The sequence below is a fragment of the Candidatus Nitrosopumilus sp. bin_68KS genome, from assembly GCF_054095825.1.
Map to the genome: position 1 here is coordinate 1 of NZ_JBSWSP010000013.1, position 17,715 is coordinate 17,715.

Here is a 17,715-nt window from a genome sequence, read left to right on the forward strand (position 1 = left end):
TTCTTGCACAACAGGTTCTTGCACAACAGGTTCTTGCACAACAGGTTCTTGCACAACAGGTTCTTGCACAACAGGTTCTTGCACAACAGGTTCTTGCACAACAGGTTCTTGCACAACAGGTTCTTGCTTTTGTGACTTTGGTTTAATGGTATCTGGAGGGTTTTCAGGTTTTTTAATCAATGCATCCACATCAATTGTTTGAATATTTTCTTTGAATGGTGAATCCTCCTTCATAAAGTTTAGTGGATTGTTCATATCTGTAGTCAACAATTTGATGTCCGTTAATGTTGACTCAAATGAATTTGAAAGAATTTCTACTTCTTCTTTAACTGTAGTGAGATCTTGTTTGAACTGATCAAAGTCTGTTTTTAGTGTCTGTATGTCGTTTTCAATGGGTTCCATTTTTTCCATAATAATTAATTCGGTATCTGAATTATCTAAAGAAGAATTTGAATAACTCTCTTCTGTATTTGTCTCTGCTCCTGCTAATAATGCCTCGATTTCTGAATTTCCTCCAGAACTTTCTTCGGATTTCTCTTCTTCTGTTTTTGCTAGCATTGCATCAATATCCCTACTCCTGTTTTCTTTTCCGTCTTGATCTGTTTTTGCTAATAATGCCTCCATTTCTGACATTCCAGAATCATTACTTGGATCCTTACCTGCTAATAAAGCATCAATCTCGGAGTTTCCCGCAATTTCAGAATCCGCTTCTTCAATTTGATTCTTAGTTTTAACTTTAGAATTTTTTGTACGTCCTTTTCCTTTGATGGCAATATTTTTTATTGACAAATTCTTTAGAGATAAATTTTTTACATTAATTTTTTTAATATTTAGTCCCATTACTACTACAACTAGTGGTACAACTAAAGTAAACAAAACATATTGCTCATCAAAAAGATATTGAGGAAACATTTCATACAATATAAGAAAATACATTGCAAATCCTGAGAAAATGATTAATTTTAAATTGCTTTCACTGATTTTTAGTTTAGAAAAAATAGTTAATGGGGGGAGCATAAAAAACTCTCCTAGCCCAAATCTACTATTGCGTTTGTAATTGTTGGAACTTGTCTTTCTACCGTCAAGGCTGCGCCAGTTGGTGTGATGACTTCAATTTTGACTTTGTCTAATGCTGCAGGTCTATCTGCTGAATTATAAACAACTGCCAATACTGCTGATTCACCTTGTGAAAGAATGTCGTTTGGTGTAGATTCATTTGATTGTGTAAAGTAAATGAATGCACGTGTGTTTGTTGGAGTCTGATTGTTAAATGGATCTCCAACTATGTCTGCAAAAGCTTCACCTGTTCCACTAGTCTCTCCTGTATCTGCTTGTCCAGATGCTGCTGAGAGTTGTTTCCATTCTTGTGTAGATAATGTACCTACGTAAATGTTGTCGTAATTTTCACCATTGCTGATGTATTTTACGGCCATAGTCTGTGCATCAAGATTTACATCTGATCCACCAGATGACACTTTGATTGGAAATGCTGTGGCATTAAGCACTGCACCGTTCACGTATCCTGAACCAATGACTTTGCCTGAAACTTGCATACTGCTACTTGCTTCACCCAAACTAGAGATGATGGAAGTCTTTGCTTTCTGTGAGGTAGTAAATCCCATGTTTAGTACAACAAATGCGAGTGCTGCTGCTACGATTACAAATGCAATCATGACTATTGCAGACTCTACACCGATGACTCCACGATGAGAATGTCGCGTTCCTTTTCGTTGTAATTTCATTGATAGAATTTAGTACCATGGGAGTATATCATCGCGTGTGTTTGCTGTGATCAGACAGACTATTCTAAATTACTCTCAGTGTGAACTGCGTTATCCTAAATCTAGGACTTCGTGGGTAATATTTGGTATATCTCTAGTTAGGGTCATGGTTGCACCATTTGAGATCATTATTTCTAAATTAATACTATCTAATGATTGAGGTCTGTCATTTTCAGCAAATGCAACTGCCAATACTGCGTGTTCTCCTACATCTAAAACTTGGTTTGAATTTAATCTCTTTGTCCAATATACAAACGCACTTGTTTCGCTAGGAAGTGTACCGTTAAGAGGATTTGCTCCGTTAAAAGCATCAAATGAAGAATCTGTCTCCTGATCTGCCTGTCTAAAAGCTAGAACTGCTTGTCTGAAAATTTCAGATGTTATGGGTCCTGTGTAGATATTATTGTATTGAATAGATTTACTCATATAGCTAATTGCTACAATGTCTGATGCAAAATTTACAGAATTTCCTGATTCAGAAATTTTCAAAGGTATGGTAGTAGCATTAATTTTTTGAACAACCCCACATCCTGCATCTGAATCAATACAACCTACTGCAGTAATTGTACCTGATATCTTCATAGCACTTGTAGCTTCCTCAATACCTGCCAGAGTCACCGTCTTTGCTTTCTGTGAGGTAGTAAATCCCATGTTTAGTACAACAAATGCGAGTGCTGCTGCTACGATTACAAATGCAATCATGACTATTGCAGACTCTACACCGATGACTCCACGATGAGAATGTCGTGTTCCTTTTCGCTGTAATTTCATTAATGTATGATCTGCTCAAAGTAGTATATCATAAAGTCTGTATAATGTAAACAAACAAAAAAGTGAAAAATAAGAAAAAGGAAAACCAGTATTATTGGTTTAACCTAGGTCTACTACTGATGTAGTGATTGTTGGAACTTGACGCTCTACTGATAGTGAGGCTCCAGTTGCTGGAATTAATTCCACTCTAATTGTATCAAGTGAAGTTGGTCTCTCACCGTCTTCAAATGCTACTGCTAATACTGCGTGTTCACCATCATCTAAGATTGAATTAATGGTTGATCCACTAACTGACCAGTAGATGAATGCTGAAGTATTTGTAACTACGGTTTCAGATACTGGATTCATGTTACCTGAGAAGTTTGTTACAGAATTAGCTACTGCTCCCTCAAATGCTAAATCCAATGATCTGTATTCTGCTGCAGTAAGTGCACCAGAATAAATGTCGTCATATTCAATACTGTTGCTGAGGTATTTGACTGCAGTTGTTGCTGCTGACAAATCTACTGAATCTCCACCAGAAGTAATCTTGATTGGATATGCAGTTGCATTAAGATATGGTGTACTGCATCCATTAGTAGATGATGTACAACCTACGCCGATAACTTTACCGGCAACTTGCATACTGCTACCCGATTCTTCTAATCCGGCGATGATTGTGGTCTTTGCTTTCTGTGAGGTAGTAAATCCCATGTTTAGTACAACAAATGCGAGTGCTGCTGCTACGATTACAAATGCAATCATGACTATTGCAGACTCTACACCGATGACTCCACGATGAGAATGTCGCGTTCCCTTTCGTTGTAATTTCATTGATAGAATTTAGTCTGGTATTAGTATATGATCGCGTGTGTTTGCTGTGATCAAACAGAATATTTCCAAAAGCGAAAAATAAGAAAAAGGAAAACCAGTATTATTGGTTTAACCTAGGTCTACTACAGATGTAGTGATTGTTGGAACTTGACGCTCTACTGATAGTGAGGCTCCAGTTGCTGGAATTATTTCCGCTCTTATGGTATCTAATGCAGCTGGTCTTTCTGTTGCTTCGTATGCGATTGTCAATACTGCATGCTCACCTTCATCTAAGATTGAATTGATGGTTGATCCACTGACTGACCAGTAGATAAATGCAGAAGTAGCATTGGGTCCACCTGCAGTTGTTGGATGGTATTCGATGTAACCATAATTATTAATGGCTGCTGTAAATGCACTACTTAGTGTTCTATATTCTGCATTTGTGATAGGGCCTTTGTAGATGTCATCATACTCTACAGTATTGCTGAGATATTTGACTGCAGTTGTTGCTGCTGACAAATTTACTGAATCTCCACCAGAAGTAATCTTGATTGGATATGAGGTTGCATTAAGATATGGTGTTGTTGAACAACCTCCAGCTGATGTAGTACAACCTGAACCGATAACTTTACCGGCAACTTGCATACTGCTACCCGATTCTTCTAATCCGGCGATGATTGTGGTCTTTGCTTTCTGTGAGGTAGTAAATCCCATGTTTAGTACAACAAATGCGAGTGCTGCTGCTACGATTACAAATGCAATCATGACTATTGCAGACTCTACACCGATAACTCCACGATGAGAATGTCGCGTTCCCTTTTGCTGTAATTTCATTATTGGAATTTAGTAATATGTTAGTATATCATAGCGTGTGTTTGCTGTGATCAGACAGAATATTTCTAAAAACGAAAAATAAGAAAAAGGAAAACCAGTATTATTGGTTTAACCTAGGTCTATTACAGATGTAGTGATTGTTGGAACTTGACGCTCTACTGATAGTGAGGCTCCAGTTGCTGGAATTAACTCTGCTCTGATTGTGTCTAATGAAGTTGGTCTCTCACCGTCTTCAAATGCTATTACCAATACTGCATGTTCTCCTTGATCTAGTACTTGATTGGCCGTTGTTTGTACTGACCAATAGATGAATGATGCAGTGTTAGCCACAACTGTTCCTGTCATTGGTTGTGCATTGTTGAAATCATCAAAAGCAGTTCCTGATTCAGTATCTGCTTGGTCTAATGCTGATGTTAGTGATCTGTATTCTGTTCCAAAAATTGGACCTGCATAAATGTCATCATATTGAATAGAATTACTGATGTATTTGACTGCAGTTGTTGCTGCTGACAAATCTACTGAATCTCCACCAGAAGTAATCTTGATTGGATATGCAGTTGCATTAAGATATGGTGTACTGCATCCATTAGTAGATGATGTACAACCTACGCCGATAACTTTACCGGCAACTTGCATACTGCTACCCGATTCTTCTAATCCGGCGATGATTGTGGTCTTTGCTTTCTGTGAGGTAGTAAATCCCATGTTTAGTACAACAAATGCGAGTGCTGCTGCTACGATTACAAATGCAATCATGACTATTGCAGACTCTACACCGATGACTCCACGATGAGAATGTCGCGTTCCCTTTTGCTGTAATTCCATATATTAGAAAATGAGTAAAGGAGTATATTGTGACGTGTGTTTATTGTGAACATACGTGGAATTATTTTTTTAAACAATGTTATTAAAGAAATTTAAAGAATCTAAAAGTTCCTTCTCTGTTATTATTTTATTCCCATACCAGCAAAGTGTTTTTTTATACCAATTTGGAAGTTGAATTTCTTCAAAAAGAAAATTTGATTCTGTTCTAAAATCTTGACAAAATTCTAAATATTTTGATTTCTCATATGTCTGATTAATTGGAATTTTTATTGGGATACTGGTAGATTCACTAGGAACCCCAAAAACCAATTTAAGAGTAAAATTTTCATCTTTTTTCCATAAAGAATCCGAAATATCTATTATTTGATTAAATGATGCATCAGATTCAAATGATTGAATGTTTTGATGCACTAGATTATTTTTACTGTCAAAAACTAACATTTCATATTCTGTATTTCTTAAATCTGATTCTACTAATCCTCCAACTGATAGAGTATTTTCATCAAGAATTTTATATGATGTGCCTAGTGTAGAGTTAAAAATACCTGGTCTTTCTTCAAAAAAGATTTTTCCAGTATACCATGGATGTATTTCACAAAAATAGTAATACCCTGCATACCCTTTAAAATCTAAAGAAATAGAATTATCGCTACCTGAAGAAATTACGTTTGTGGAAAAGAATTCCCCTGCATAATCTGGATGCTGAGGAATCCCACTTACAATTTTGTGACTAGTTGAATCATTATTCTTCCAAATTACTTTGTCCCCTGACATTATGGGTAGTTCTCGAGGCTGAAATAACTCCTTTTTTCCAAACTCATCATATGGTTTTATGGATACCGTCCAAGAATTTTCTGCGTACGCCGATGCGGTTGTTAATGGCAGAAAAATGAACAATCCTAACAATACAAAGATTACTTTCCCAGTCATCAAACAATCATAAAATATTTGTAATTTGTACTGTTGTTTGATCAAAATAAACAAAATAAAAAAGTAAAAAACCTGGCTAATTTCTGAAATTAACCAAGATCTACTACTGATGATGATATGTTTGGAACTGTACGCTCAATAGACAAAGGTGCACCAGTTGGAAGAATAACTTCTGCTCTAATAATATCAAGTGATTGTGGTCTTTCAGATTCTGAAAATGCTATTGCCAACATTCCGTGTTCACCTTGATCTAAGATGAAGTTATCGTTTCTATTTACGTTGAAATAGAATACTGCTTTTGTCTCACTTGGACTAGAACCATTTACTGGATTTGATGAAATGTATCCTGCAGTTACTGATGCTTGCATTGCACTTGCCAATGTATCATGTGTTCCTGAAGATATTGCACCTGCATAGATATTACCGTGCTCTACACTATTACTAAGATAACGTATGGCAGCATTTGAGGGATTAAGGTTAATTGATGACCCTCCGGAGACAATCTTTAGTGGAACAGCTGTTGCATTAAGTTTTCCTGCAGTAATGTGGCCTGAACCAATAACTTTCCCTGCAATCTCTAATGCACTACTTGCTTCATCAGCACTTGAGACTATGGCATTTTTTGTTTTTTGCGTAGTTGAGAATCCCATGTTTAGTACAACAAATGCGAGTGCTGCTGCTACGATTACAAATGCAATCATGACTATTGCAGACTCTACACCGATAACTCCACGATGAGAATGTCGCGTTCCCTTTCGTTGTAATTTCATTATTGGAATTTAGTAATATGTTAGTATATCATAGCGTGTGTTTGGTGTGATCGTACAACTTTATCGGAAATCCCTGTTCGTTTGTAAAAAACACACAGTATCTAATTATGTCAAAATTTATTGTAACATTAATGAAAAATCAACGACTTCTATGTTATAGAGCCCAAAATAATAGATCAGATAAATACCATGAAATCCAAGAGGAGAAAGTAATATGTTAAGCAAAGAGGAAATTTACAATTCTCTAGTTCATTTTGGTTTAGAAGAAATTGACGCCAAAATCTATGTTGGACTTCTTCAAATGGGTTCTGTAACTGTTGGTACGATGGCACAAAAACTTAATGTAGATAGAGGAAAGGCATACAGATCTTTGAATAAGCTCAGAAACATGGGTGTAATTTCAACAACCTTCTCAAACCCTACCATTGTAAATGCTGTGGAACCTGCTGAAGCACTAACAAGTGTAATTCAAAAGAAAGAAGATGAAATTGTTATGCTACAAAAATTGGCAAGAACTGTTATTGAAAGTCTCCATAATTATGAAAATAATGTGGCAGCAACTGACATGTCCTCTTTCTCAATTGTTCAAGGAAGATCTAACATATACACTAGAATTGGAAAACTAATTCAAGAATCTAAAGAGAAAATCTTCCTGGTTACAACTTCAGATGATTTGATGAGGATGTATCATACATCAATCCCAGATAAAATACACGCAAAAGTATCTACAGGTGGAGAAGTAAGAATAATTACAAATGACTGTGATTCTAAAACAATGGAAATCATTGAACAGTTGGGTACTTCTGAAGTTAAAATTGGAAAACTGCCTTCAAAAAGTAGAATGATAGTAGAATCCAAGAATCAACTAATAATGTCTGGAGCTATGAAAGAATCAATGGATCTTAATGATGATGTTGACTCTATCATGTATACTAATTCTGAAGAGATGGTTGAAAACATGTTTAGTTTGTGCACTCACCTATGGAAAAAATCAAAACCAATGGAAATCTTATCTTCCAATTAATTTTTTCTTTTTTATTTTATTAATTCTTTAAACTCAAACATATTGGATATGCTTTCAAAAATCACTTCATTTGAAGCTACTAATTTGAAGACATTATTTGTTTTAATTACTTTGGATAAAATTTCAATTGCTTGTTTTGTGTTTCCTTGCAGCATTTGAATTTTCGATTTTTCAAATTGTGCATTATTGTATAGAGAATCTACTTCTGGGATTTGCTCTAAACAAAGAATGGCGTCTTCGTATTTTTGTTGGGCAAAATATGCCATTGATTTCTTCAAAATCATTTTTGAATTCATGGGACTAATTCTTATTGCCCTATCGAAAAAATCAACTGCTTTCTCAAAATTATTTAAAATAAGGTGAATTTTGCCTAATTCGTATAATGCTTGGCCATTTGTTTTGTTGATTTTAATTAATTCCATGCAAATTTGCCCTGCTTCTTCATGACGACCAAGAATTGATAGGAGGTGCGATTTCCTTTCTAAGATTACATCTGATGATGATTTTGTTAATAACTGATTTGTATAGACTAATCCCTTTTCATAATTTCCAACTTTTAATGAAATTTCAGCTGCCTTCTCTAAGGCTTCTGTATTTTCGGGATCTGATTTAAGTATATTTTCTATACATAGAAGTGCTTCTTGAAATTCATGTTTTTGCTCAAAGATTTTAGCTTTGTAAATAAGAGCAATATTGTTGGTTTTAGTTTTTCCTAAAATTTCATTAAAAATACTTAATGCATTAGAAGATTTGTTATTGTTAAATAACAAAATCCCTTTTTTTAATAATTGATCTCTAGGCTCCGATGTTGATTCTACTAGTTGATCACAACACTCTATTGCGTCATCTAACCTTCCACTTTTTTCTAATAATTCAATTTTGTAGTTTAATGCATCTTTGTGGTTTGGAGAAATCTCTAAAATTTTTTCAAAATTAGACATTGCTTCATTAGGATTGTTAATCTCCATGTTTGTTTTACCTAAAAGTAATCGTGCCTCTATGTTGTTTGGTGTTTTATTCAATATTTTTTCAAAATGTAAAATCGCTTCATTATAATTTCCACCTGAAGTATGTGCTTTACCTAAAAGAAGATGTGCTTCTATATGATTTGGTGAAATTTCTTCGAGTTTATTTAAATAAACTATTGCTTTTTGATACTCATTTTGATTTGAGAAAGTTTGACCCAATAATAATAACGAATCTACATGATCATGATTTTCAATAATTTCTTCTAATACTTTGATGCCCTTTTGAATATCTCCTGTTTTTACAAGTCCCTTTGCTAGATAGAATTTTGCATCTATATTTTCCGATTCTAAATCTAATACGCTTTGAAAATGTTTAACTGCCTCTACAAAATCCTGCTTTGCATACATTATTTTTCCTTTCATAAAAAATGCTTCTGGGATGTTTTTGTAAGTGGATAAAGCCTCATCGTAACATGTAATCGCATCATCTAATTTTGATAGTTTAAAGAGACATAGTCCTTTATTACATAATGCTGAATATGACTGGGGATTTTTTGCCAATGCACTTTCATAATATCTTAATGAATCTGAAAATTTCCTACATGCAAGAAAATAATTTGCAAGATTTAGATCGTCTGTGAAATCTTCAAAATCATTATCTCCATCAATCTCGCATTTTATTCTCTCTCTGGATTCTAATAGCTTTTCAATTTTTGATCTAACTTCTGTATCAATTTGAGGCAATTTTGGAAACAATGATCTAAATGAAACTCTATTTTCCTCTAAAATACTGCCAATTAGCCCATTTACCATCTTAAATTTAACCAATGCAGAATTTGCAGACATTCTTTAAGATGACATTTCTGTTGTAATAGCATTCTGTACGTTCAATTTGTTTAAACTGAGCATTTTTTTTGGAAATATTTGTGCGTTCAATTTGGGTGAACTGATGATTATAATGTTCATTTGAGTTGTTTATATATTGAAATCTATATTATTTGGAATGCTCTTTTTGTTATATGTCACAACTATGGGTACTTCATTTGCCATAGAAAATGAATATGATTTAGAATATGATTTACTGCCAAAAAAAATCCATGAAAGTGATGTAGTTACTTTGGAAGTTTATAATTCCAAGAATGGTCAAATCTCATTGGAAAAAATTGGAAATCTAAAAGTTGAGTCTCTTGACAAATCTATTATTGAAGTAATTGATTTTGAAAAAATACATCCGTATAAAATTCTAGTAAAATTAAAAGCATATGGAGAAGGTGATACAATTCTATATGTTTTTAATGAGGGTTCGACATCATTAGAAATTCCTATTAAAGTATATGGGAACAATGTCCCTAAAGAAATTTCATTAGATCTCTTTCCTGATATATTTGAAATAGGTGTAAACAATCAAGGTATTCTATCTATTTTATTAACTGATGAGAGTGGAATTCCGACAAGAGCTGATAAAGATTATCTAGTGAAACTTAGTACTTCTAAATCTGGAGTAGTTTCCTTTTCTGAATCTAATATATTTATCCCTAAAGGTGAATTTGAAACTAAACAAACTTTTACAGTGAATAAAGAAGGGATTATTACAGTTTCTGCAAAGTCTGGTGATCTCGAAACTTCTGAAATACTAACTGTTGAAAAATCCACTGAAAAAGAAATTCAAATATTTGTGATTCCTGAAGATATTAGTTCTTCAAATACTTCAAGTGGACATTTAATTGCACAGCTATTTTCATCTGGTTCTTTGATTAAGGCAACAGAAGACATTACTATCTACTTTGAAATTGAGAGTTCAACTGATTCGGAAACTACTAACACAAGTTCTGATGTAAATTCAATAAATCCTAAAGGATACTTTCAAATTAAAAAAGGACAGACCTATGGGCACGAGTTATTCTCAATTCAAAAAGGTGAGACTGATTCCTATACTGTAACTGCAACCTCTCAAGACCCCTTAATTATAGTTGAAGAGACTTTTGAAACAATTGATGTTGAACTTTATGGAAATGAAGAAATAAAATTTGAGCCCTTATCTGTTATTTCAGATGGCTCAAGACAATTAGTAGGGGTAATTTATCTGGAAGATGAAAACGGTCACCCTGTAACTGCTGATAGAGACATAGTGGTGCCATTTACAACTTCGGATAAATCAATCTCCATTGAAAATTCAATAATAAAAAAAGGATTTGAATCCTCTTTGGTATATGGCAATATGGGATATTTTGTACCTACTGATTCTGATATTGCTCCAAACATCCCTAATGCGGAAGTTGTAACACTGGATATTGATGGTTATACAGAAGACTCTGTATCTCTGAAGACCCATGTAAACACTAATCATTTTCTAAAAGGTGAACAGCATTGGATTGTTGTATATTTGGAATCATCTGATGGATTATTTCAAATACCAATAGAACAACAAATTGAAATTTCCAATTCTGACATCTTTATTGTGGATAAAGAAAATATTCAAACTTATCCTTATTTTACACTTATTCCCATCACTGCAATTGATTCCGGTGATGAAGATTTACTAATTAATATTGATGAGTTTGAAACTAGTGTTTCACTTTCAAGCATCTCTTCAAAGCCTGATTCTTTAATTATTGATCATTCAGAAAGATTATTCGCCGGAGTTAAAGATACATTTGTTTTACAGATTTTAGATACTCAATCATTACCCGTGAAAATAAACGAGGATGTTGAAATCAAAATATTTTCTTCAAATCCATCAATACTTGATTTCCCAAAAAATGTAACACTTTCTCATAAATCTAGTTTCACACAGTTAGATTTAACACCTAAATCATCAGGAACAGTTGAAATTTCATTTATTTCTGAAGGATTGCCAATACTTACAGAAGAGATCGAAATTGAGGAAATCACCCCTACAATAGAAATTACAAGTGCTGATATTGTTGAAGAAGGGGACTCTTTTCTTGTATCTATCATAGCAAAACAAAATGGGCTGCCTCTACAAAATGCTCCTGTCATGTGGGAATTTGAAGGTGGGTTTGCTACAATTACTGATACATTCACAGGTCCTACTGGTGAAGCAATTGCGTCAATTATTTCTACATCTGATGACTCTGTAACGATTTTAGCAAGCATTGATGGGCCTATTCAATCTGCATTTGCATCCAAAATTGTAAAAGTCAATGCAACAACTTTGATTATGATTGAAGAATCAGATGAATCATTTAAAAAACCTGCAGTTGGTGGATTTGATCCTATACTAATAATGGTTCCTGCAATAATTGTTGGAATGGTATTATATATGAAGAAAAAATCAAAGTAATTTTTTTAAGTTTTAATTTAAAATTCTACTAGTTGTTTTATTTTCTTTAATATGTTATCGTTATTTTGAATAATATCTTCTGGTGTACAATTAAGCATGTGTCCATTGGTAATTTGATAGAATTCCCAATTTTCACAAATTGTGTTATTTGTCATTTCTGAATTATTATGTTTCCAATCAAAACCATCGATAATGTCTAAATCTGGAAATGCTGGGCCACGTTCAAGAATCATGGTGTTTTCTTCGTAATTAATTCTAACTTTGGAATCTAAAGCTCCTGGATATAGGTAAATTACATTTGGATGTGATGTGATTGCTAGAAATTCATTTTCTGTTACAAATTGATTATGTAATAAAACCACCGAGTTAAAATTATTTAATATTTCGGGATTTTTATCAATATCTATATCGTCAATTACACTATATCCTAAAAATTCTAAAATTCTAAAGCTTTTTGCCCCTACTGAAAAAATAGGATCATAATATTCTTCAATTTCAACTTCTGAACATGTTTCACAGCGACCCATGTAGAAATCATGTATTCCTCCCCATGAATATGCAGTTTGTGTAAGAATTGGATATACAACTGCGGTTTTTTCTGGAGCACTTAATTCTGAATATTGTTCAAAAAATCTAGTTTCTGGCATTTGTGATATTCTGTACTCTTCAAAATCATTAGTTGTATTAATTGCATCTGATGATCCTGTTTTCAAAATAACTATCACTGATAACATTATTAAAATTGAACAAATCATAATTTTTCTACTTAACACCAATGTTTGATATGCCTAAAATGAATAAAAAAAGAACTATTTGTTCAAATTAAACAATATCAAAAGTTCGTTCATGCTGAACAGACTCTGATATATCGCTCTATTACAACAAATTAATTTCAATGTCAAAAGCGGAGATCTATTTAAAATTAAATGATTTTATGCATTTTCGTAGTTTAAAACTAAAATCTACGAAAAAAGTATCCAAAATAAAACATCAAAAATCAATACTTGTATTACAAATTGGAATCTTAATATTTTTTGGAGGTTATTTTACCGGACTCCCTGCATCTTCTGGTGAAAATGAAGAATTACTAAATTCCATTGGCTTATTTAATTCTGAGCATACTGTTGAAAATTTAAGAGGTGACTCAATAAGTCTTTCAAAATACTGGAAGATTTCTCAAGGTATGGCTCTTAGTGTCAACATACTTAATCCTGTTTCAATTTCAGATGATACTATTTCAGTAATTCGAGAATCAATATTGTCTACAGAAAAAATCGATATTGAAGACTCATTATTACATAAAGGACCACAAAATTCTTTTTCAAATTATTATGTTGGTTGGGCAGGAGCTCTTGAAAATACGCCTGAAACAACAATTCCAATCCCTAAAATTTTTGAAGTTTTAAATTCACAAAAATCAAATGGCGATATTGTTGTAATTCTCTCAAATATTAAAGATCGGTCAGGAAATACTGGTTACACAAAAACAATTCTTGAAGGTGAAGAAATCGTTAAAGCATTCATTACAATTTATGATGTGGATTCTCTTTCAAATACCCAACTTGGAACAATAATGAGGCATGAATTTGGACATGCATTAGGATTGGGCCATTCTACAGCTCCTGAAGATCTTATGGCTCCAACTATTGATATGACTTATCCATATATTTCAGAATGTAATATTGCAGCTGTTACTGATTTGTACAATGAAGATTTAGATGGAACAACAATTTGTAAAAAATGAGCTTAGTTTCAACAAACAAGTCTTCATAACATAAAATTTGGTAAAATAGGAATGGTCAAAAAATTATTAATCGCAGAAGATAACAAATTTACTGCAATGCAATACAAAAAATTCTTTGAAGCAAATGGTTATGATGTTGATATTTTTAATAATGGTCTTATTTGTTTTCAAAAATTTGAAAATGAATTAAGGTATAGGAAAATTGTATTAAAAGACAACACCCCACCGTATGATTATGTCATGCTTGATCAAGACATGCCTAAAATGACTGGTTCGGAAGTTTCTGAAAAAATCCATAAACAATGTCCAAGACAAAGAATAATTTTCTTATCTGCATATGGTCAAAGTATAATGAAATCAAATGAAAGTACTAAGGATTCATATCTTCAGATAATGCAAAAGCCCTTTTCTTTGGAATTCCTATTGAACAAAATTACTCCAAAATCATTTTCCAGTATTAAAAGATCTAGCCAAGAAAATAATCTGTTAACTGCTACTCAAAGCCCAGAAACAATACGATGAATTTTCTAAATTACTTCATTTCATATGTGTATTAATGATGAGTATTTGGTGCTCTAGTTCTTTTTGGTATTTTAATTGTAAATATTGTTTGCAGTGAAGTTACAAACAATCTTCCATCATAATTTATCTTCTTTCTTCTGATTTTATTTCCCATTTCTTAGACCCAAATCTGGATGTTTCCAATTCCAAATGGCCTATGACTTTTTCCCCTTTGAGAACTTTTGCATAATCTGATTTCTTCCTGCGTATGATTCTTGCTACTTCTTTGTATCCTCCTTCTATCATCTTGATGCCAAATCGCTTTCCAGCTTTTGAAATTAATTTTCTACTTTTGATCGAATCATCTGACAATGATAATAAATCAAAATCTCCGAAATTCTCTGTGGACAAAACATTGTTCTCTAATTTCACTTCTAATTTTAAACCTGTAGATTTTGCTTGTTCATTTAACCAATCTACAACTCTTTCGCCATTGCCTTTCTCCGCCCCATAAACTTGATTTTTCATGTAATTTCTGATGATATTCTATTAATATGATTTTTCAATAAATTCGCTTATAATCATCATGACTGGGTTTTATTCCAATTTGGAATCTATTTTTTAGCTATTTTTCCATGGAATCTATAACTTTTCTTGTGATAATATTGGTATGTACAAAATATCATTACATTTGGGAACTTGTATTGTAACCCGACAAAATAAACCTGCATCATATTGGACCGTTCTAAGTCATTACGGAATTACTCACAATGATCTGCAAAAATTGAATTTATCTTACGAAGAACTTTATGAGATTTATAAAACAATTCAACGACATGAGGAAATTCGTGAGTTCCTCAAAAATCTAAAGGAGAAAATTGCAATGACTGCAAAAAATAACAATGTTTCTTAAATCTAGATCTGGATTTTCATTTTTTCTGAAATCTGAACAGGTTGAATACTTTGCACATACAACAGCCCATTAACTAATGTGTTGTAATAATAATGTCATCGATAACTCTCAATGGGATGTCGCGTCCTTTGCGACTCCCCCTTTAAGGGGGTTATCTAAATACAACATATATCTGAAAGTTGATCTGTTTAATCTAAACAAACCACATGATTTATCAAATCTATTTTAAAATATAGTATGGTAAAAATCTCGTGCAACAACTATGGATTTGATTGTAGTTTTAAAATTAACGGCAATACTGATGAAGTAATCAAAAAATATCAAAAACACTCTTTTGATGAACATGGAATAGAGTATAGTGTGGAAGGGCTAGATCAATTACTTCTTCGGATGAAGAGTTAGTTGCTTCTTCTTATTTGTATTTCTGAAGATAGCATCATAAAATGTGGTTCATGATAAAATGGGCATAGATATAGTAGATTATTTATTCTGTAATCTCTATATCTTCTAATAATTCTAAATGGTATAGGTATGATTCAAAAACCATTGGTGCATTTTGTTGAAGTGATTTTTTAATGTTTTTTGAGACTAGAGTGTTCTGGCTCATATAATAATGTGGTATTTCATATATGAAAATATGACGAAAGAAATATGATTGACAAATACATGAATATGTTTTGTTACAACCCTCTCTATTGGAATTATCCATATATTCATATCATGCCTAGGTTTGTTTGAATTAAACAAACTCCACGTAATATGCCCCATCCGATAATCCTTTATGATGTTAATAGATAATCCTGTGGAGCGAGATCCAGTTTTACGCGATTTAACCGAAATTTCAGTCAATGCTTTAAAAGATTTAGAACTCGCAAGAAAAGAACTCAAAGAAAATGATCTCCAAATGCAAGAGATGAATAAATTAGCAAATGAACGAGTCAATGAAATGTCTCGAGTAAACCAACAACTTCAAGATAAAATTTCATTTGTAGAAAACATGACAAAATCCATGCAGGAAAAAAATAATCATCTAGAAAGGGAATTAAAAATTACTGAAACTGAAAAAATTAATTACAGTAAACTTAATGCATTATTAAAAGAAGATCTTAGTAAAGTAATTAAAAAAGAAAAAGAGCTTTCTATAAAACAACTTTTCTTAGAAAAGAAAGTAAAAGAACAAGCAGAGAATTTGTTAAAAGGAGAAAAAATGTCCATAATTGGAACATTTACATCTAGATTAGCTCATGACATTAGAAACCCATTATCAAAATTAAAAATGTCTCACGATATTTTATGCAATTCCACTAACATGCCAGTACTAGATAAAATAAAACATCAACAAAGAATTGAATCTGCAATTTCTAATATGACTCATATCATTGAAGATGTTTTAGAATTTGTAAGAATGTCTGAACTAGACATGAAAGAAACTTCATTAAAAACAATTATTCAATCAAGTCTTGAAGCAATAAATGTACCATCATCTGTAAAATTAGAGATTAAAGGCGATGATAGAAATACATTATGTGACTCTAGAAAATTAGAAGCTGTATTTGTTAATCTCTTAACTAATGCTATTGAAGCTATTCGTGGTAAAGGATTTGTGACTATAAAAATTATGGATAACAAAGATAATGTTGAAGTATGTTTTGAAGATTCTGGTGCTGGTGTGATACCTAGTTTGCAGGGTAAAATTTTTGAGCCAATGTTTACAACAAAACAGCATGGAACTGGATTGGGATTGGCAATTTGTAAAATGATTGTAGAGCAACATGGGGGTAAATTACTCTACAAAAACACACCTTCTGCATTTTCAGTGCTCATGCCAAAAATTAATAATTCTAAAATGGTGGTACAATAATTTTGCAATCTTCTGTTGAACCATTTATTGAAAATTTGGCAAAAGAAGTTTCTAAATGTACTTTATGTTCATTAGATGGATACCTTTGTAAAATTCATGCTCAAATCGTAGCAACTAACATCACTCAAAACAGTAAAACACTATTGACTTATCTAAAATCTTCTGCCTAGCGTTTGTTTGTATAAAAAAACCACACTAATCAATATCTTCAAATATGATTAATTTTTTTCATGGTAAGAAAATTCCCTGTAATATTATTAGTGGATGATTCTGACGCATTTAGAATATTTTGTAGGGATGCCATTAAAAATTCTATAAAATTCATTCATATTCTTGAAGCCAAAGATGGAATTGAAGCTTTGAAACAATATCAAAATCATAAACCAGATATGATGTTATTAGATTTGAAAATGCCTAAATTGGAAGGAGAAAAAGTTTTAGAACTAATTCGAAAAAATGACAAAATTACAAAAATTATTGTAACTTCGGCATACGACAGTGATCAAGAATCAATTAATAATTTTATTAAAATGGGTGCTAATAGTTATGTTCCAAAACCTATGAATCGAATAAATTTAATGAAAGTGATTACTGATGTTTTGGCAAAAGGGAAAATGCCTGGAACAAATTTTGTCAAATCCCTTCCTACTAATTAAAATTTAATTTTAATTTTATGAAAATTAGAAAAAAATCA

At 32.5% G+C, this 17,715-nt stretch carries 21 protein-coding genes; 9 read left to right on the plus strand and 12 right to left on the minus strand.

Annotation, left to right across the window (positions count from 1 at the left end):
* The 8 genes from ACW9W3_RS06175 to ACW9W3_RS06210 form a co-directional block, all read right to left on the minus strand.
* Window positions 1-1,017: hypothetical protein (locus tag ACW9W3_RS06175; protein WP_457765277.1), on the minus strand; the 1,017-nt coding region annotated here is incomplete at its 3' end.
* A gap of 11 nt (window positions 1,018-1,028) precedes the next feature.
* On the minus strand, window positions 1,029-1,742 hold the full coding sequence (locus ACW9W3_RS06180) for an archaellin/type IV pilin N-terminal domain-containing protein (protein WP_457765278.1): 714 nt from the start codon (window positions 1,740-1,742) through the stop codon (window positions 1,029-1,031).
* A 90-nt stretch (window positions 1,743-1,832) separates the two neighbouring features.
* Window positions 1,833-2,552, minus strand: a complete 720-nt coding sequence (locus tag ACW9W3_RS06185) for an archaellin/type IV pilin N-terminal domain-containing protein (protein ID WP_457765279.1) — start codon at window positions 2,550-2,552, stop codon at window positions 1,833-1,835.
* A gap of 99 nt (window positions 2,553-2,651) precedes the next feature.
* Window positions 2,652-3,365, minus strand: coding sequence for an archaellin/type IV pilin N-terminal domain-containing protein (locus ACW9W3_RS06190; protein ID WP_457765280.1), 714 nt, complete (start codon window positions 3,363-3,365; stop codon window positions 2,652-2,654).
* A 108-nt stretch (window positions 3,366-3,473) separates the two neighbouring features.
* Entirely contained in the window at window positions 3,474-4,181 is a 708-nt protein-coding gene (locus ACW9W3_RS06195) for an archaellin/type IV pilin N-terminal domain-containing protein (RefSeq protein WP_457765281.1), read from the minus strand.
* Between the two features lie 108 nt (window positions 4,182-4,289).
* Window positions 4,290-5,006, minus strand: a complete 717-nt coding sequence (locus tag ACW9W3_RS06200; RefSeq protein WP_457765282.1) for an archaellin/type IV pilin N-terminal domain-containing protein — start codon at window positions 5,004-5,006, stop codon at window positions 4,290-4,292.
* 69 nt (window positions 5,007-5,075) lie between these two features.
* Window positions 5,076-5,936 carry a cupredoxin domain-containing protein gene (locus tag ACW9W3_RS06205; protein WP_457765283.1) on the minus strand — a complete coding sequence of 287 codons (861 nt, stop codon included), beginning with the start codon at window positions 5,934-5,936 and terminating at the stop codon, window positions 5,076-5,078.
* An 89-nt stretch (window positions 5,937-6,025) separates the two neighbouring features.
* The gene (locus ACW9W3_RS06210) at window positions 6,026-6,706 is read right to left on the minus strand and encodes an archaellin/type IV pilin N-terminal domain-containing protein (RefSeq protein ID WP_457765284.1); all 681 of its coding nucleotides are present in this window, start codon (window positions 6,704-6,706) and stop codon (window positions 6,026-6,028) included.
* Between the two features lie 214 nt (window positions 6,707-6,920).
* On the opposite strand from ACW9W3_RS06210, the gene ACW9W3_RS06215 reads away from it, so the two are divergent.
* On the plus strand, window positions 6,921-7,730 hold the full coding sequence (locus ACW9W3_RS06215; protein ID WP_457765285.1) for a TrmB family transcriptional regulator: 810 nt from the start codon (window positions 6,921-6,923) through the stop codon (window positions 7,728-7,730).
* 11 nt (window positions 7,731-7,741) lie between these two features.
* On the opposite strand, the gene ACW9W3_RS06220 is transcribed toward ACW9W3_RS06215, so the two are convergent.
* A complete protein-coding gene (locus ACW9W3_RS06220; RefSeq protein WP_457765286.1) occupies window positions 7,742-9,544 on the minus strand; it encodes a tetratricopeptide repeat protein in 1,803 nt (600 codons plus the stop codon).
* A 136-nt stretch (window positions 9,545-9,680) separates the two neighbouring features.
* Here ACW9W3_RS06220 and ACW9W3_RS06225 point away from each other — a divergent pair, with 136 nt between their 5' ends.
* On the plus strand, window positions 9,681-12,002 hold the full coding sequence (locus ACW9W3_RS06225) for an Ig-like domain-containing protein (RefSeq protein ID WP_457765287.1): 2,322 nt from the start codon (window positions 9,681-9,683) through the stop codon (window positions 12,000-12,002).
* 17 nt (window positions 12,003-12,019) lie between these two features.
* Here the strand turns inward: ACW9W3_RS06225 and ACW9W3_RS06230 are convergent, their stop codons facing one another.
* Window positions 12,020-12,715 (minus strand): hypothetical protein, encoded by a 696-nt coding sequence (locus tag ACW9W3_RS06230; RefSeq protein WP_457765288.1) that lies wholly within the window; start codon window positions 12,713-12,715, stop codon window positions 12,020-12,022.
* Window positions 12,716-12,897: 182 nt separating this feature from the next.
* On the opposite strand from ACW9W3_RS06230, the gene ACW9W3_RS06235 reads away from it, so the two are divergent.
* Complete coding sequence (locus ACW9W3_RS06235) at window positions 12,898-13,746, plus strand: matrixin family metalloprotease (RefSeq protein WP_457765289.1); 849 nt, start codon at window positions 12,898-12,900, stop codon at window positions 13,744-13,746.
* Between the two features lie 51 nt (window positions 13,747-13,797).
* Window positions 13,798-14,268 carry a response regulator gene (locus ACW9W3_RS06240; RefSeq protein WP_457765290.1) on the plus strand — a complete coding sequence of 157 codons (471 nt, stop codon included), beginning with the start codon at window positions 13,798-13,800 and terminating at the stop codon, window positions 14,266-14,268.
* Between the two features lie 123 nt (window positions 14,269-14,391).
* On the opposite strand, the gene ACW9W3_RS06245 is transcribed toward ACW9W3_RS06240, so the two are convergent.
* Window positions 14,392-14,775, minus strand: a complete 384-nt coding sequence (locus ACW9W3_RS06245; RefSeq protein WP_457765291.1) for a hypothetical protein — start codon at window positions 14,773-14,775, stop codon at window positions 14,392-14,394.
* 142 nt (window positions 14,776-14,917) lie between these two features.
* Here ACW9W3_RS06245 and ACW9W3_RS06250 point away from each other — a divergent pair, with 142 nt between their 5' ends.
* Window positions 14,918-15,160: a hypothetical protein gene (locus tag ACW9W3_RS06250; protein ID WP_457765292.1), complete on the plus strand. Its 243-nt coding sequence runs from the start codon at window positions 14,918-14,920 to the stop codon at window positions 15,158-15,160.
* Window positions 15,161-15,397: 237 nt separating this feature from the next.
* Complete coding sequence (locus tag ACW9W3_RS06255; RefSeq protein WP_457765293.1) at window positions 15,398-15,562, plus strand: DUF1059 domain-containing protein; 165 nt, start codon at window positions 15,398-15,400, stop codon at window positions 15,560-15,562.
* Between the two features lie 82 nt (window positions 15,563-15,644).
* Here the strand turns inward: ACW9W3_RS06255 and ACW9W3_RS06260 are convergent, their stop codons facing one another.
* On the minus strand, window positions 15,645-15,767 hold the full coding sequence (locus ACW9W3_RS06260) for a hypothetical protein (RefSeq protein WP_255465108.1): 123 nt from the start codon (window positions 15,765-15,767) through the stop codon (window positions 15,645-15,647).
* Between the two features lie 174 nt (window positions 15,768-15,941).
* Between ACW9W3_RS06260 and ACW9W3_RS06265 the strand changes: the two genes are divergently transcribed.
* The 3 genes from ACW9W3_RS06265 to ACW9W3_RS06275 are packed head-to-tail and all read left to right on the plus strand — an operon-like array spanning window position 15,942 to window position 17,677.
* A complete protein-coding gene (locus ACW9W3_RS06265; protein WP_457765294.1) occupies window positions 15,942-17,021 on the plus strand; it encodes an ATP-binding protein in 1,080 nt (359 codons plus the stop codon).
* Window positions 17,022-17,023: 2 nt separating this feature from the next.
* Window positions 17,024-17,191 carry a hypothetical protein gene (locus ACW9W3_RS06270; protein ID WP_457765295.1) on the plus strand — a complete coding sequence of 56 codons (168 nt, stop codon included), beginning with the start codon at window positions 17,024-17,026 and terminating at the stop codon, window positions 17,189-17,191.
* 60 nt (window positions 17,192-17,251) lie between these two features.
* The gene (locus ACW9W3_RS06275) at window positions 17,252-17,677 is read left to right on the plus strand and encodes a response regulator transcription factor (protein ID WP_457765296.1); all 426 of its coding nucleotides are present in this window, start codon (window positions 17,252-17,254) and stop codon (window positions 17,675-17,677) included.
* Window positions 17,678-17,715: the final 38 nt, after the last annotated feature.